Here is a 17168-nt window from a genome sequence, read left to right as displayed (position 1 = left end):
AAAAACCTTGTGTTTATCGTACACAAAAGTTTTTTCCTTATCGATAGCCGTCACTACTACACAAAATCCCCTTCACGACGCTCAACTAACGTCAGAATACTATATAGCGCAACTACCACACCATGTTGGTTGAAGACCTGAACATCCCACTCAACCACACCGTTTGGCTTATCTTCTTGCGTTTTTTGCGCCTTTTTAATTTTCTTCTTACAGGTTAAACGTACTTGAATTGTGTCGCCAATTTTCACTGGTTCAATAAAACGTAGATTTTCCATTCCATAGTTAGCGATCACAGGACCAACGGCTGCATCAACAAATAAACCAGCTGCCGCGGATACCACAAAGTAACCATGAGCGACACGTTCACCAAACAGTGACTGCGCAGCGCCTATTTTATCCATATGAGCATAAAAATGATCACCACTTAGGCAAGCAAAATTGACTAAATCGGCTTCCGATACAGTACGTCTGGCAGTTAATAATGTGTCGCCAATGACTAAATCTTCAAAATATTTTCTAAATGGATGTACTGGGTCTGCATACACTTCAGCGCCACGACTCCATTGCTTAGTCACTGCGGTCAACATTGATGGACTCCCTTGAATAGCGGTCCGTTGCATATAGTGTTTAACGGCTCTTAACCCACCTAGCTCTTCACCGCCACCCGCTCTACCGGGACCACCATGCACTAACAAAGGAAGCGGGGAACCATGGCCTGTCGATTCCGTCGCCGCTGCCTCATTAAGGATCAACATTCGCCCATGTGCTCTAGCACTATGACGAATAACCTCTTGAGCAACGGATGCTTCTGCCGTAACCACAGTTCCAGCAAGGCTTCCTTCTCCCATAATCGCGAGCTCAACAGCTTGCTCCGTAGTCTGATAACTCATCAATGTCGCAACAGGGCCAAAAGCCTCCGTTTCATGTACTGCTCGATGCGTATAAGGATCGGCACAATATAGCAAGGTCGGAGGGTAAAATGCCCCTGTATGAATATCGCCACCTATGATGTTGACGCCTTGAGTTGTTCCACCACACAGTATTTCACAGCCATTTTGTTGCAAGAAAAGAACTTTTTCTTGCACATCATCGCGTTGCTCTTGGTTAATCAACGCCCCCATACGAACGCCTTCTACCGCAGGATCACCAACAGTGATACCTGACAAACGATGCAATAGCGCCTGCTTGACAGCTTCCAATTGAGATCCGGGCACAATGATACGACGGATAGCAGTACATTTTTGTCCAGACTTTGATGTCATTTCACGTACTATTTCTTTAATAAATAAAGAAAACTCAGGTTGCTCTGGCTGCACATCCACCCCAAGAATGGCACAATTAAGGGAATCTGCTTCCATCGTGAAAGGAATGGATTTTTCGCGTAACCGTGGATGGGATTTTAATTTTTGCCCAGTTGCCGCCGAACCTGTAAATGTCACAACATCTTCAAAATCAAGATGTTCAAATATCTCACCCACACCGCCGCAAATTAGCTGTATTGCACCTTCGGGCACCAACCCACTTTCAACAATTAAACTTACCATCGCTTGTGTTAATTGAGCTGAGGCAGTTGCAGGTTTGATAATCGCAGGGACGCCGGCTAACCAAGTGGGCGCGAGCTTTTCTAACATCCCCCAACAAGGAAAGTTAAACGCATTAATGTGTAAGGCGACACCACGACGAGAAGTTAAGATATGACGTGCAATAAACTGCCCTTGTTTGGATAAAGGGATCATCTCATCTTCAGGCCAAATGGTATCGTCTGGTAGCTCACGATTTGCTAGCCCTGAAAAAGCAAACAGTGTTGCAATCCCCCCTTCAATATCTACCCAGCTATCCACCTTTGTTGCGCCTGTTTGTGCCGATATCTCATAAAGATAATCCTTACGCTCTAATAAATATTTAGCGACGGCCTTAAGCATTTGCCCGCGTTGCTGAAATGTCATGGCAGCCAATGCGTCACCACCATGTTTGCGCCCATAAGCGAGACTATCAACTAATGGTAAACCCTCTGTCGACACTTCATATAGAGCTTCACCGGTCAATGCATGATAAATCTTACGGCTTTCACCCTGACCAAATAACCATTGACCCATTATATAACTTGTTAATTGCTGCATTACGCCCCCAAAAGAAAACAATAATCAACATTGATACTAAAATATGTATCATAAAATTAAGCTTAGATACCAATACAAATTTAACAAGTCAGAAACAAAATTAATTAAAACAACTCAAAACCCCCTCATAATATCGCCTCAAGGATAATCCAAGCAATTGAATTTAAAAGAATTCAAAATTATCATTGTGAGCTTCATCGCAAAACACAAACAATCAACATTGATTTATTTGTTAACGATTCCTAGCATTAATGTTAATTAATTATGATTCATTTTTATTTTAATGAGTTAAAATTCGAATCATCTTAGGTGAAAAAATGGATAATCAATATCAAGAAAACTTCGAAAATAAACTCGAAGCCGACATCAATATCGAACCAAAAGATTGGATGCCCGATGCCTACAGGAAAAACCTGATCCGTCAGATAGGCCAACATGCTCACTCGGAAGTTATTGGTATGTTACCTGAAGCAAATTGGTTAACTCGTGCTCCAACGCTACGGCGTAAAGCGATTCTATTAGCCAAAATTCAAGATGAAGCAGGGCACGGTCTCTATCTCTACAGTGCTGCTGAAACCCTTGGCTGCTCACGCCAAGACATCTACCAAAAGATGCTTGATGGCAAAATGAAATACTCTTCGATTTTTAACTACCCCACTCTCAATTGGGCAGATGTTGGCGTAATTGGTTGGCTAGTTGATGGTGCTGCCATCGTAAACCAAGTTGCATTATGCCGAGCTTCATACGGCCCTTACGCTCGCGCTATGGTGAAAATTTGCAAAGAAGAGAGTTTTCATCAGCGCCAAGGTTATGAAGCTGTCACCGTGCTTGCCAATGGCACTCCACAACAACAAGCCATGTTACAAGATGCTATTAATCGTTTTTGGTGGCCAGTACTGATGATGTTCGGCCCCAATGACAGTGATTCGCCACACAGTGCGCAAAGCATGGCATGGAAAATTAAACGATTTAGTAACGATGAGCTACGCCAAAAGTTTGTTGATAACACAGTTCCTCAAGTTGAAGCACTCGGAATGACGATCCCTGATCCTGATCTGCAATGGGATGAGTCAATTGGCCACTATCGCTTTGGCGAAATTGACTGGGAAGAGTTTTATCAAGTGATTAAAGGTGAAGGTATCTGTAATTACGAACGTGTTGAAGCCAAACGAAAAGCTTGGGAAGACGGCGCATGGGTTCGTGAAGGCGCGATGGCATACAGTCAAAAGCAACAAGCCATTCAAGCTGCCGCTTAACTTTAAATTGCAGTGTTGTTGGCTACAGTCACAGTGCTTACTAGGCCGCTAGCGACTTATTCAATTATTGCCTAACGACATCTGAAATTACTTAGACTATGGAATTGAAAAAAAAGGAAAAAATAATGAGCAATCAAGACTGGCCATTATATGAAGTTTTTGTTCGTAGCAAGCAGGGACTCGCACACCGCCATGTTGGCAGCCTACATGCTGCCGATGATCAAATGGCATTAGAGAATGCTAGAGATGCCTATACACGTCGTAGCGAAGGCTGCTCAGTATGGGTAGTCAAAGCCACATACTTAATTGCCTCACAACCAGAAGATAAAAGCACATTCTTTGATCCGGCTGATACTAAGGTTTATCGCCATCCCACTTTCTACACCATCCCTGATGGCATCAAAAATATGTGAAGGTGAAAAATGAACCAGCACGAAGCACTCAAACAATATGTCTTACGACAAGGCGATACTCCTTTAGTCTTAGCGCAACGCCTCTGTGAATGGTGTGGCCACGCCCCTGAGCTAGAAATCGACCTCGCTATATCAAACATTGGCTTAGATTTACTGGGACAAGCCAGAAATTTTCTCAGCTATGCGGCGACGCTTGCAGGGGATGAGTCTGATGAAGACAAGATAGCCTTTCTGCGTGATGAACGTGAATTCTGTAACCTATTACTGGTCGAGCAGCCCAATGGGGGTTTTAATGACACACTGGTACGCCAATTTTTTATTGATGCCTATCACGTACCGCTGTATCAAGCACTGACTCACAGCGCAGATCCACAACTTGCCGCTATTGCCGAAAAATCATTGAAAGAAGCCCTCTATCACTTGCGCTTTAGTCGCCATTGGATGATCCGTTTGGGTGATGGCAGCGAAGAAAGTCACCAAAAAATCCAACAATCAGTCAATCAGTTATGGCGCTTTACTGGCGAGCTGTTCCATGCCGATGATATTGAAATTGGACTCGCTGAAATTGGGATTGCCGTCGACCCTCGCAGCATACAGCCACAATGGCTAACCACTATTAATGAAACGTTTGAACAAGCAACCTTAACGTTACCTCAGCAACATGCCTATCGAACAGGCGGCAAACAAGGCAATCACACTGAGCATCTAGGTATCCTTTTAACCGAGTTGCAATTTGTTCAGCGCGCTTATCCTAATTGTGACTGGTGATGCTATGGAACAGAGACAATCCCTGAATGGCCTACAATCGCCACAACTTCATCAAATTTGGCAACAATTACAGCAAATACCCGATCCAGAATTGCCAGCACTCTCAATTACCGATCTTGGCATGATCCGCAACGTGCTCGCAACATCCAATGGCTGGAAAGTACTTTTTACACCCACTTATTCAGGTTGTCCTGCAACAGAATTTTTACTCAATGAAATAAAACAGGTTTTACACCATGCTGGTTTTTCAAATATAGAAATCGAAGTCGTACTCACCCCTGCATGGACAACCGATTGGATGAATCAAAACGCCAAACAGCGCCTACGCGATTTTGGTATTGCCCCACCGGTGGGGAAATCTTGTGAACATCCAGAGCACTCGGGGCCAATCCGTTGCCCACGCTGTGATAGCCAACAAACTGAAAAAATTAGCGAGTTTGGCTCTACAGCCTGTAAAGCCTTATATCGCTGCCGCGAATGCTTTGAACCTTTTGATTACTTTAAATGTATTTAAGGGCACATTATGACTGTATTTCACCGCTTAAGTATTGCCGCTATTGAACGTGACACCCCCGATGCGGTGGCTGTGACATTTAATGTCCCCGATAGCTTGCGCAAACACTATCACTATCGCCCAGGACAGCACCTTACTCTTAAAGCGTTAATTAATGGCGAAGATTTGCGCCGTTGCTACTCCATTTGTAGCTCACCAGATGAAAACACATTAAAAATTGGTGTTAAAGCCATTTATGAAGGACGCTTTTCAAATTTTATTAACCAACAACTGAATGTCGGGGATAGCCTTGATGTGATGATCCCACAAGGAAAGTTTGGCTACCAACCTGAAGCCAATACCCGAGCTCGTTATCTTGCTATTGCTGCGGGGTCTGGGATCACACCGCTGCTTTCCATCATTAAATCCACTCTGCAAACCGAGCCATATAGCCATGTGACTTTAATTTATGGCAATAAAAATAGTCGCTCAGTGATGTTTAAAGAAGTCATTGCCGATCTTAAAAATCGCTTTGCTCAACGTTTGCAAGTGCTCTATTTATTCAGCCAAGAGCAACAAGAAAGCCCGCTCCTCAGTGGGCGCATTAATAAATCTCAGCTAATAGCACTTGATCAGCAACTACTCAATTTCAAGCAGTACCACCGCGCCTTTGTATGTGGTCCTGAAGCCATGATGGATGAAGTACAGCTGACATTGGCGGAATGTGGGATGAACTCAGATCATATCCACAGTGAGCGTTTTAATACTTCATCCCTAAAATTTAAGCCACCAGCGGCTGTCGCTTCTGATAACCGGCAAGTTAGCCTTCAACTGGATGGACGAACATTGACAATCACCATGGATAGTCAAGATGACAGCATTCTTGATGCTGCATTGCGTCAAGGAGCTGATCTGCCCTATGCATGCAAAGGTGGTGTTTGCGCAACCTGCAAATGCAAATTACGTTCAGGCGAAGTTGAAATGGGGGTGAATTATAGCCTAGAGCCCGATCAGATCGCTGAAGGCTACATATTAAGCTGCCAATCATGGCCGAAAGGCGATGGTGTCGTGCTCGATTTTGATGTGTAGGAGGCAATATGCACACAGATTGGATCCTCACACACACAAACAACCGCGTACTGACATTAACGTTAAACCGCCCAGAAGTGCGTAACGCATTAAGTACGGATTGCCTAAAACAACTCGTCGAGCACCTTGAGCGGGCTGATAACAATCCAGAGATTGGTGCAATATTGATCACGGGTAACTCACGCTTTTTCGCAGCAGGAGCTGACCTAAAAGAGCTACAGCAACAAACCGTTGCTTCCGCTATCACAGATAAACGCCCTGCTATTTGGCGCCGCTTTAATCAGATCACAAAACCGATCATTAGCGCTGTGAATGGCTATGCATTAGGCGCTGGCTGTGAGCTAGTACTCGCCAGCGATATCACTATTGCAGGCGAATCTGCACGTTTTGGGTTACCTGAAATCACATTAGGTTTGATACCGGGAGCGGGTGGCACACAACGTCTAGTGCGTGGAGTTGGGAAATCTCTTGCCATGCAAATGATCCTCACTGGCAACGCAATTGATGCGCAACAAGCCTTACAAGCAGGGCTTGTAAGCCAAGTTTGTGTTGATGGTCTGGTGGTTGAATATGCACAAAAAATTGCGCAACGCATCGCAACACACGCTCCCTTAGCAGTGAAAGCCGCTAAAGCGGCGATTAATGCAGCTCAAGAAATGTCACTTACTGATGGCTTGCAGCTCGAACGCCAATATTTTGTCGGGTTAGCTGGTACCGATGACCGCCAAGAAGGGATCAATGCCTTCTTTGAAAAACGACAGCCCAAATTTACAGGACAATAACATGCAAGACAGCGCCATGATATTAACCACGCAACAAGAAGGCGTATTAACGATCACCTTAAATCGCCCCGACAGGCTCAATAGCTTCAATGATGAGATGCATCATCAATTAAGCGAAGCATTAAAAATAGCTGAACGCGATGAAACCGTTCGCTGTTTAGTGATTACTGGTGCAGGACGTGGTTTCTGTGCAGGGCAAGATCTCAACGACCGTAATGTGACGGCCAGTGACCAAGCCCCTGATTTAGGGTACTCGGTTGAAACCTTTTATAACCCGCTCATTCGTCGAATGACTAATTTACCCAAACCGATTATCTGCGCAGTAAATGGTGTCGCTGCGGGTGCGGGTGCTGCCATTGCATTAGCTGGCGATATCGTAATTGCCGCCAAAAGCGCTAATTTTATTCAATCTTTTTGCCGCTTAGGCCTAGTTCCCGATTCAGGTGGCAGCTGGTTTTTACCTCAGTTAGTTGGGCATGCACGAGCCATGGGAATGGCATTACTTGGCGATAAAATCAGCGCAGAACAAGCTCTTCAATGGGGAATGATTTGGCAAGTCACCGAAAATGATCAGCTCACTGCGACCGTTAATGCATTAGCCCAACATCTTGCAATACAACCGACCTATGGGTTGGGTTTAATTAAAAAAGCTATCTATTGCGCCGCAACCAATACGTTAGATGCGCAATTAGATCTTGAACGCGATTTACAACGTTTAGGCGGCCGCAGCGATGATTATCGTGAAGGCGTAAACGCATTTTTAAATAAGCGCGAACCTGTATTTAAAGGGCACTAACATGACTTCAATGATCAATACTGTTGCTGTCATTGGCGCTGGAACAATGGGTATCGGCATAGCACAAGTTGCAGCTAATGCAGGACACAATGTCTTACTTTTTGATATCAATGCACAGGCACTTGAGACAGCGAAACAGTCTTTAACTGAACGCTTGAATAAACGCGTTCAGCAAGGGAAAATGCCAGCTCAAGCAGCAACATCCTTGCTTTCGCGACTCACCTTAGTTCATAACATGGCTGAACTGGCGCCAGCACAGCTAGTGATTGAAGCCGTTGCTGAAAAATTAACCATTAAACAAGCCATTTTTAATCAACTTGAAGGTATTTGCCATCAAAATACCCTCTTCGCCAGCAATACTTCCTCACTATCGATTACAGCAATTGCGAGCCAACTCAAGCACCCAGAACGATTCGCAGGCCTACATTTTTTCAATCCAGCGCCTATTATGAAGCTCGTCGAAGTGGTCCGTGGCAGGGAAACTGCTGAATCGGTGGTGAACCAGCTCAAAGCACTCTCTCTTGCATGGGGTAAAGTCCCTGTTGTTTGCCGCTCAACACCTGGGTTTATTGTCAATCGAGTCGCTCGCCCTTTTTATGCAGAAACCCTACGCGCACTCGAAGAACGAATTGCCGCTCCGGCAACACTAGACAGTGTATTGCGTGATGCGGGCGGTTTTGCAATGGGTCCACTACAACTGACTGACCTTATCGGTCATGACGTGAACTATGCTGTCACCGAGTCTATTTTTCAAGCCTTTGGCTATGATCCTCGCTTTCAAACCTCTTTTGAACAACTTGAGTTAGTACAAGCGGGACATTTAGGCCGAAAAACAGGCCGAGGGTTTTATCATTATCATAAAGCCGCGCCGCTTCCTGATGCCAAAATTGCAGAAAAAATACCTCACAACAACTCACTTTTAATCACCGCTCGAGGCGCTTGGCAAAGTTTACCTACATTTGCGCAATTATTGCGGCAAAACGGGATCTGCCTCGAAGGATCCAAATGTGATGCTCATAAGCATCCAACACTTTTTATTGGCGATGTTATGGTTATGTTAACCAACGGTGAATTAGCATCTTCTCAAGCACAGAAAAACAATCAAAGCGTGGTTCTATTTGATTTATCGGCTGACTATGGCAAAGCACCCGCTATTGCTATCAGTTGCGCAGCACAAAACAGCCAGCAAGAAAATCAAACTGTTATCGCTTTTTTTCAATCATTGAACAAGGATGTGATCGTGCTACCTGACTACCCCAGTTTACTCAACATGCGCACAGTTGCCATGCTATGTAATGAAGCGTTAGACGTAGTAAATAAAGGAATTGCCAGCCCAGAAGACACCGACAACGCCATGTGTTACGGCGTTAACTACCCAAAAGGCCCTCTAACTTGGGGAGCGGAGATTGGCTGGCAAAATATTCTTAATACATTGGAACAGCTCGCAGAATTTTATGGTGATGGTCGCTATCGAGCCAATCCATTACTTAGGCAATTGGCGGCAGGTCATCAAACGCGATTCGCTAAGGAACTTCAATGAATACATCGACAGATATGACATTAGCACAACAATCGGCACAGATTATGTATCGAGATGATGCATGTGCAAAAGCGATGGGAATGTCCATTGAGCAGGTTTCGGAAGGTTTTGCGCAACTGTCCATGTGTATTACATCACAGATGTTAAATGGCCATAAAACCTGCCATGGGGGGCAACTATTTAGCTTAGCAGATACCGCTTTCGCTTATGCATGTAACAGTCATGGTCTTGCTGCTGTTGCATCCAGTTGTTCGATTGATTTTATTCGCCCAAGTTTTGAAGGCGATACACTAACCGCGATTGCGCAAGTGAAATACCAAGGCAAACGAACTGGGCTATATGAGGTTGAAGTCATCAATCAACACGGAAAAACCTTAGCTTGGTTCTCCGGACGTGCTCACCGCCTCGGCCACCACTTAGTAGAGGAAAAGTTATGAGAGATGCTTTTATTTGTGATGGGGTAAGAACTCCAATCGGCCGTTATGGTGGTGCTCTGTCCTCTTTACGCCCTGATGATCTTGCTGTTTTACCGTTAAAAGCATTAATGGAAAGGCAACCACAACTTAATTGGTCACTTACTGATGACATCATATTAGGCTGTGCCAATCAGGCGGGAGAAGACAACCGTAATGTCGCAAGAATGGCAGGTTTATTAGCAGGCCTTCCATTATCCGTCTCTGGTACAACAATTAACCGATTGTGTGGCTCAGGGCTTGATGCGATAGCCTTGGCTGCTAGAAGTATCAAATCAGGCGAAGCAAACTTAATGATTGCAGGGGGAGTTGAATCGATGAGTCGAGCCCCTTTCGTGATGAGCAAGGCAGAATCCGCTTTCTCTCGGCAACCACAGTTGTTTGATACCACGATTGGTTGGCGGTTTATCAATCCATTGATGGAGCAGCAATTTGCGACAGATTCAATGCCTGAAACCGCAGAAAACGTTGCGCAAGAGTACGCTATCAGCCGAGCTGATCAAGATCACTTTGCCTTACGCAGTCAACAACGTACTGAACAAGCACGGCAAAAAGGTATTTTTGCACAAGAGATTGTGCCTATCACCATCACACACCGTAAAGGTGACATTGTCGTCACTGAAGATGAACACCCGCGCCCAGAAACGACTTGGGAACAACTACAAAAACTCAAAACCCCTTTTCGCCACAATGGTTCAGTCACCGCAGGTAATGCATCTGGGGTAAATGATGGCGCGGCAGCACTGATCATCGCTTCGCAAGAAACCGCCAATACGCAAGGGTTAGTACCTAAAGCACGCATCATCGCCACAGCAACCTGTGGTGTAGAACCACGGCTGATGGGCATTGGGCCACTGCCAGCAGCACAGAAAGTACTAAAGATGGCTGGGCTCACAATTGAACAAATGGATGTGATTGAACTTAATGAAGCTTTCGCCGCGCAAGCACTCGCGGTCTTAAGGGGCTTAGGGCTCCCTGATGATGCTGCACAGGTTAATCCAAACGGTGGGGCTATTTCATTGGGCCATCCGCTTGGGATGAGTGGCGCTAGATTAGCCATTACGGCGACTAATGAGCTGCATCGCCGACAAGGTCGTTTTGCCCTGTGCACTATGTGCATTGGGGTCGGTCAAGGGATAGCGATGATTATTGAACGCGTTTAGACAAATAATCACCATCTGTACCTGATAGTCGATTCATTTATATAAGGCCTGAACCCTACATCGCAAACTTCAGGCTCAGCTGCATTGTGCCATTAAGCGGTGCCCCTATCTGCTTAACGCGGTTTATAGGTAACGCTTAAACAAGCAGTATCCAAATAATTATAAGGATAAGCAATTATGAGCATTCAACAACAACATACCGTCGACTCAATTGAATTTGCTTCTAGAGATGAAATTGAAGCTTTACAGCTATCACGGCTGAAGTGGACACTCACTCACGCTTACGAAAATGTACCGATGTACCGCAAGAAATTTAATGATGCAGGTGTTCACCCTGATGATTTTAAACAACTGAGCGACATCGAAAAATTTCCTTATACCACGAAACAAGATCTCCGTGAAAACTATCCCTTCAATACCTTCGCGGTTCCTATGAATCAAATCATTCGTATCCATGCATCATCGGGTACAACAGGGCGCCCAACGGTGGTGGGTTATACACAACAGGATATTGATAATTGGGCCGACTTGATTGCTCGTAGTCTACGCTCAGCAGGTGCGGGCAAAGGTGACAAAATTCATGTTGCTTATGGTTATGGCTTATTTACCGGCGGTTTAGGGGCTCATTATGGTGCTGAACGCCTTGGTGCTGCCGTGATCCCAATGTCGGGTGGGCAAACAGAGAAACAAGCGCAATTAATCGCTGATTTCAAGCCTGATGTTATCATGGTCACACCATCATACTGTCTCAGCATTATTGATGAACTTGAAAAAATCATGGGTGGAGATGCAAGTAAGTGCTCACTAAGATTAGGTGTGTTTGGTGCAGAACCTTGGACTGAAGCTTTGAGAACAGAAATTGAAACGCGTCTTGGTATTAAAGCACTTGATATTTATGGGCTGTCAGAAGTGATGGGGCCAGGCGTTGCCATGGAGTGTGCCGATTCAGGTGAAAGCGGGCCAACTATCTGGGAAGATCATTTTTACCCAGAGATCATTTCACCAGACACACTACAACCTTTGGCTGCTGGAGACAATGGTGAGTTAGTGTTCACTACGCTTACAAAAGAGGCTATGCCCGTTATACGTTATCGAACTCGTGATTTAACTCATCTAATGCCAGGCGTTAATCGTCATATGCGTCGCATTGGTAAAATTACAGGACGTTCTGATGACATGATGATTATACGAGGCGTGAATGTTTTTCCATCGCAGATTGAAGAACAAATCATGCAGTTCAAGGAGCTTTCTCCACATTATCAATTGGAAATCAGCCGTAAAGGGAATATGGATAGCTTATCAATTCGTGTTGAATTAAAGCAGCCCGATGCTCTAACTTATGATGAGCGTTGTAACATCTGTCATAACCTTAAGCATCGCATAAAATCAATGGTTGGGGTTAGTACACGTATCAGCATTGTAAACTGTGGCGATATTCCTCGCTCACAAGGTAAAGCTGAGCGTGTTATTGATACAAGAATTGCAATATAAGCTCTATACTCTAAACAATTCAAGATGCATCTAAGCGACCAGTGAATGAGTCACTCGTCGCGAAAAATACTCGGTGACTGACGCAGGTCAGTGTCGTCACCTACCTCAACCTAAAACGCTGCAACTTGCAGTACCTATGAGTCATTAACGTCATTATTGATATACGCATTCTACTTCGGATAAGCCGCCGTAACTTGCAGTCTGTAAATAGTTATTGTCTACTGTTCGCATAGGTTTTTGATACAAAAATTTGCCGGATAATCAAAAAATGGACACTAAACTTAGTCAATTTATACAGCATGCACTGACTAGCCAGCCTATTAGCGGCACATCGCTTATTATCTCTCTTTATGGTGATGCACTGCATCACCGTGGCGGTGAGGTCTGGCTAGGGAGTTTAACTAACTTATTAGAACCCATGGGGTTTACTGATCGTTTTGTACGTACCTCCGTATTTCGTTTACAAAAAGAAGGTTGGTTAGATGCTGAGAAAATTGGTAGGCGCAGTTACTATCGGATCTCCGAACGTGGTCAAAACCAATTTCGCCATGCAGAAAGTAAAATTTATCAAAGTGAACAACCTGATTGGGATGGTAAATGGGATTTACTTTTACTCGAAACTGCGGATAAAGAAGAGAAAGCTAGGTTAAAAAAAGAGTTAAGTTGGTTAGGCTTCGGCCAATTAAATACCTCATTAATGGCAGCTCCTAGCAGTGCTCAAGGTGATATTCCAACTTTGCTCAATGAGCTTAATGCCTCTGAGCAGGTGATTTATTTTCGAGCCGATTATCCTTATAGTCGGTCAGAAAAAAACCTCAAGCAGCTGGTTGCTGATAGTTGGTCATTGCAGCAAGTTGCAGAGCACTACCACCACTTTATTACCCTATTTCGTCCGTTGGCTTTATTACTCAAAGAATTAACTGACGAACAAATATCACCTGAACACAGTTTTCAGCTACGCTTATTACTGATCCATTTTTATCGCAGGATCGTGTTAAAGGATCCACAACTGCCCGACGAACTACTTCCAGCACAATGGGAGGGGCAAATAGCAAAACACTTATGCACTAATATTTATCAACGGGTTGAGCTTGCAGCAACACGCTATATCAGTGAAAGATGTGAAACAACAGTTGGAGAGCTCCCTCAGCCAACTACTTTATATTTCAAGCGGTTTGGGGGCGCGTTAAAAGAAATTGCTGCATAAAGTATAGCCAATGCAAAATTCAACAGGAGAAATTTACGATGTCTTTTTACCAAATAGATGGGCTTACCCCCGTCGTTGGCCCTGACAGTTTTGTTCATCCAACCGCTGTGGTCATAGGCGATGTTATAATTGGCAAAAATGTTTACATTGGTCCGAATGCAAGCCTAAGAGGGGATTTTGGTCGTTTAATCATCAAGGATGGCGCTAACGTTCAAGACAACTGTGTTATGCATGGTTTTCCACAATTCGATACGATCATTGAAGAAGATGGTCATATTGGCCACGGTGCTATCTTACATGGATGCCACATTAAACGTAATGCATTAGTCGGTATGAACAGTGTCATTATGGATGGTGCTGTTATTGGTGAAAACTCGATTGTTGGCGCATGTGCATTTGTCAAAGCAGAAGCTGTATTTGCCGACAATATGCTGATTGTTGGTACCCCAGCAAAAGCACTAAGAGAGCTATCAGAACAAGAAATTGCATGGAAAAGCAGTGGTACTGTTGACTACCAAGACTTAGTGAGTCGGTGTAAACAGACTCTCCGTGAGGTCGAACCTTTGGCTCAGGAAGAACCCAATAGGCCTAAATTAGTCTTCGAAGGTATCATTCCCAAATCAGCACTTTAGCTTTGTATAACTATTCATGTGGTATTCTTCTATTAAGTACTACATGAATAATTTATTAGCTCATAATAACTTCTTAAATTATAACTCCTACCTATATTCCAAACCCTTCGAAGTAGAATTGAGCAACAAGTGCTCCCAAAAAACATACACATATACTGTAAACAATTCGAGTTTCAGGTAGACAACAAATGAAGATAGACAGGGAGCATAGATAAACTCTATAGTCTGGCTGGCTGAGTAGTAGTCACCTTCTTAGGCTGAAGTATACTAAGCCCCAACAAGGCAATTAATAACATGCTTACTATACGCATTGTCTACTGCCTTATTTAAAGATTAGCCGATGATAATAAAATAATTATAAAGTTTGCTGGCTCCATGCCGATACTGTTAACTCGAAACATAACACAAGTCATATTTGGGTTAGTTGTATTACCCCTTGGAAATAAACCTTATAATTAATAATGTTATTGTTGAGGTTTTAGCTATTACTGCAATAGGCATAGACTTGAATAGGTTAATAATTACTCATAAATACCTTGTCCTATCTACCAAAACAACGGTTGTTTTAAGTAAATATTATTATTAACAATCATATTTCTTGTTGATAATCACCAAACTATATAATAGTTTATTTTTTATAAACCATATTTATTAGTTAAAAATTTTAATTTAACAGATATATAAAGTTATAAAATCAAAAGAAAAATTCATCAATCATCATCATTATTTAACTACTCACAAAGAGGTATATTATTTAACATATTGATTTAAAATAAATAAAAAAACATAATTTCACAAAAAGAAATAATTAGTAACAAGTTTTTAACCCTACTTTTAATATTAAAGAATACACATAACTCTGTAATAAGTAAAATTACAAAATAAAACTCTAATCTCATTTCTTATTACGTCTTTTTTCGCGTAATAGCTAACCATTTCAGAGCATAACCCGACATTTAATTTTTAAATCTAATATGAGTAAATTTAACCCTCTTTTTAAACAGATGATTATACGTATAATAGCGCCCTATCAAAATTGATATAAATCAAATTTATCTGGTAGTTAAACAAGAGTGAAATACAAATACACTTTTACCAAAAGTGTGATTTTGTATTTTTATATTAAATTTAAAATTCAGATAATTAATAAATATTTTTAAACTGGCTGAGTTTAATTTCCGGTGAATAACCAGACGTTAACGGCTTGCTATTACTTATTATTGACATACACACAGCTCTTCTCGGAGAAGAAAATGAATAACAAATTTGCATTATCTGCTGCGACAGCATTAATTCTTGCGGCAACACCTGCCATGGCGGAAGACAGTTCAGCAGGTGGTGTGATCAACTTTAGCGGTGCGATTACAGATACAACTTGTACTATCAATGGTGGCAAAAGCGCTGACTTTACAGTGGCTTTAAACCCTATCAGCGTAGATGAAGCGGGTACCAAACCAGGCATCATCACAAAAAACAAAAAAACCGTTTCTCTTACTTTTTCTAACTGTACTTCAGCAAACAAAGCCGAAGATGCACCGTTAAAAATCTATTTCTCTTCTGCAAATAATATTTCTACAGATGGTAAATATTTGCTGAACACCACTGTAAATGAAAATGATGCAAACGTATCACGTAACGTTGGTTTTGCTATTACAAAAACAACAGATCAAACTCCTCTTGTATTAAACCAACCTTTGGTTACTAATATTAAAGGTAATGAAGCAACGCCTGAAACGTTAGCATTAGATATTTATTACTACAAAACGAATGCACTGCCAGCAAGAGTAGGTAGCTTAAGCTCTAATGTAACTTACACCATTTCTTACCTGTAATATACTCTCAATTATTCGAGGTATAGCATTAATAACAGCATAAAAAAATATGCAATTAATATGAATAAATTAATTCAATAATGCTTCCTTGTAATAATACAGAGCGTATTAATATACCCGAAATAATTAAAGTTACAGCAAGGTGTCAATTAAATAAAACACTAGGTAACGACATAAGTAACTAGTGCTAATGAATATATACTCTAACTAATTCAGGATATAGATAGGCGACAAGCAAAAATAGCCGAGAAGCGCATAGATACTCGGTGAATAGCGCATAGTTCCCCATATGTCTTGAAGTATGATAAGTATAGACACCATGCCTTAATACAAGCACTACCGCTTAAAGTATAAAGGGCATACTTATGGTCAAGTTAATCTATTAACTTGACCATCCCATCCCTCTGAGTTTATAAAAATGCGCTTAATTATTTTATTTTCCTTACTTATCAGTATTAATACAGCATTCGCTAATATTGTTGTTAATGGTACTCGTGTTATTTATCCAGAAAAGAATAACGAAACTATCGTTCAATTAATCAATAACGGTGATGATCCTGCATTAGTTCAATCATGGATTGATGATGGCGATATCAATTCAACTCCTGAGACAGCAAATGTGCCTTTTCTACTTTCCCCGCCCGTTGTTAAAGTCTCAGGGAACGCAGGTCAACAATTACGTATTAAAAAATTACCTGCGTCACTGCCAACAGATCGTGAATCGGTTTTTTACTTGAATGTGCTAGACATTCCACCAACGCCTGATCATCTGCAAGGTAAAAATACCATGCAGTTAGCCATTAAAACACGTATTAAGCTTTTTTATCGCCCAACATCATTACAAGCCGGTGTTGAGCAAGCTATTGAGCAACTCACCGTTAAAGCCGAAAATCAAAGTTTTCGCATTACCAACAACAGTCCTTATTACGTCACTATCGCGAATATTAGTAATAAAAGCGGTAATAAAATGCTTGCTGACTCGCTGATGATTGCACCCTTTTCTAATAGCTTAGCGCCTGCCAAAACCGCCATTACAGCCGGTCAAAGCTACAGCTTATTATATGTTGATGATCTGGGTGCTTATAAAAATAAGTCCGTGATTACTAAATAAAA

The 17168-nt window shown here is 42.4% G+C and carries 16 protein-coding genes; 15 read left to right on the top strand and 1 reads right to left on the bottom strand.

What is annotated here, in order from left to right; translation table 11 throughout:
• Positions 1 to 56: 56 nt before the first annotated feature.
• Complete coding sequence (gene paaZ, locus JI723_RS01425; RefSeq protein WP_337979736.1) at positions 57 to 2120, bottom strand: phenylacetic acid degradation bifunctional protein PaaZ; 2064 nt, start codon at positions 2118 to 2120, stop codon at positions 57 to 59.
• Positions 2121 to 2437: 317 nt separating this feature from the next.
• Here paaZ and paaA point away from each other — a divergent pair, with 317 nt between their 5' ends.
• From paaA to JI723_RS01350, 15 genes are all read left to right on the top strand, one after another.
• On the top strand, positions 2438 to 3376 hold the full coding sequence (paaA, locus tag JI723_RS01420; RefSeq protein WP_272580516.1) for a 1,2-phenylacetyl-CoA epoxidase subunit PaaA: 939 nt from the start codon (positions 2438 to 2440) through the stop codon (positions 3374 to 3376).
• A gap of 125 nt (positions 3377 to 3501) precedes the next feature.
• Positions 3502 to 3789 carry a 1,2-phenylacetyl-CoA epoxidase subunit PaaB gene (gene paaB, locus JI723_RS01415; RefSeq protein WP_070929492.1) on the top strand — a complete coding sequence of 96 codons (288 nt, stop codon included), beginning with the start codon at positions 3502 to 3504 and terminating at the stop codon, positions 3787 to 3789.
• Between the two features lie 9 nt (positions 3790 to 3798).
• Positions 3799 to 4557 carry a 1,2-phenylacetyl-CoA epoxidase subunit PaaC gene (gene paaC, locus JI723_RS01410; protein WP_272580517.1) on the top strand — a complete coding sequence of 253 codons (759 nt, stop codon included), beginning with the start codon at positions 3799 to 3801 and terminating at the stop codon, positions 4555 to 4557.
• A gap of 4 nt (positions 4558 to 4561) precedes the next feature.
• Entirely contained in the window at positions 4562 to 5071 is a 510-nt protein-coding gene (gene paaD, locus JI723_RS01405; protein ID WP_272580518.1) for a 1,2-phenylacetyl-CoA epoxidase subunit PaaD, read from the top strand.
• 9 nt (positions 5072 to 5080) lie between these two features.
• A complete protein-coding gene (gene paaE / locus JI723_RS01400) occupies positions 5081 to 6139 on the top strand; it encodes a 1,2-phenylacetyl-CoA epoxidase subunit PaaE (protein ID WP_272580519.1) in 1059 nt (352 codons plus the stop codon).
• Between the two features lie 8 nt (positions 6140 to 6147).
• Entirely contained in the window at positions 6148 to 6921 is a 774-nt protein-coding gene (gene paaF / locus JI723_RS01395; RefSeq protein ID WP_140179741.1) for a 2,3-dehydroadipyl-CoA hydratase PaaF, read from the top strand.
• A gap of 1 nt (position 6922) precedes the next feature.
• Positions 6923 to 7717, top strand: a complete 795-nt coding sequence (gene paaG / locus JI723_RS01390) for a 2-(1,2-epoxy-1,2-dihydrophenyl)acetyl-CoA isomerase PaaG (protein ID WP_140179797.1) — start codon at positions 6923 to 6925, stop codon at positions 7715 to 7717.
• Position 7718: 1 nt separating this feature from the next.
• The gene (locus JI723_RS01385; protein WP_337979735.1) at positions 7719 to 9257 is read left to right on the top strand and encodes a 3-hydroxyacyl-CoA dehydrogenase; all 1539 of its coding nucleotides are present in this window, start codon (positions 7719 to 7721) and stop codon (positions 9255 to 9257) included.
• Positions 9254 to 9694, top strand: a complete 441-nt coding sequence (gene paaI / locus JI723_RS01380; protein ID WP_140186309.1) for a hydroxyphenylacetyl-CoA thioesterase PaaI — start codon at positions 9254 to 9256, stop codon at positions 9692 to 9694. The genes JI723_RS01385 and paaI overlap by 4 nt, the downstream gene beginning before the upstream one ends.
• A complete protein-coding gene (gene pcaF, locus JI723_RS01375) occupies positions 9691 to 10893 on the top strand; it encodes a 3-oxoadipyl-CoA thiolase (protein WP_272580522.1) in 1203 nt (400 codons plus the stop codon). The genes paaI and pcaF overlap by 4 nt, the downstream gene beginning before the upstream one ends.
• 177 nt (positions 10894 to 11070) lie before the next feature.
• Entirely contained in the window at positions 11071 to 12384 is a 1314-nt protein-coding gene (gene paaK, locus JI723_RS01370) for a phenylacetate--CoA ligase PaaK (RefSeq protein ID WP_140186311.1), read from the top strand.
• A gap of 268 nt (positions 12385 to 12652) precedes the next feature.
• Entirely contained in the window at positions 12653 to 13591 is a 939-nt protein-coding gene (paaX, locus tag JI723_RS01365; protein WP_070929500.1) for a phenylacetic acid degradation operon negative regulatory protein PaaX, read from the top strand.
• A 38-nt stretch (positions 13592 to 13629) separates the two neighbouring features.
• Positions 13630 to 14223, top strand: a complete 594-nt coding sequence (paaY, locus tag JI723_RS01360; protein ID WP_070929501.1) for a phenylacetic acid degradation protein PaaY — start codon at positions 13630 to 13632, stop codon at positions 14221 to 14223.
• Between the two features lie 1253 nt (positions 14224 to 15476).
• Positions 15477 to 16055 (top strand): fimbrial protein, encoded by a 579-nt coding sequence (locus JI723_RS01355; RefSeq protein WP_070929502.1) that lies wholly within the window; start codon positions 15477 to 15479, stop codon positions 16053 to 16055.
• Between the two features lie 418 nt (positions 16056 to 16473).
• Positions 16474 to 17166, top strand: a complete 693-nt coding sequence (locus JI723_RS01350) for a fimbrial biogenesis chaperone (RefSeq protein ID WP_070929503.1) — start codon at positions 16474 to 16476, stop codon at positions 17164 to 17166.
• Positions 17167 to 17168: the final 2 nt, after the last annotated feature.

The sequence above is a fragment of the Providencia manganoxydans genome (assembly GCF_016618195.1).
GTDB classification, from domain to species: Bacteria; Pseudomonadota; Gammaproteobacteria; order Enterobacterales; family Enterobacteriaceae; genus Providencia; species Providencia manganoxydans.
The sequence above is the reverse complement of the archived record's forward strand: the minus strand, read 5'-3'. Positions and strand labels throughout refer to the sequence as shown.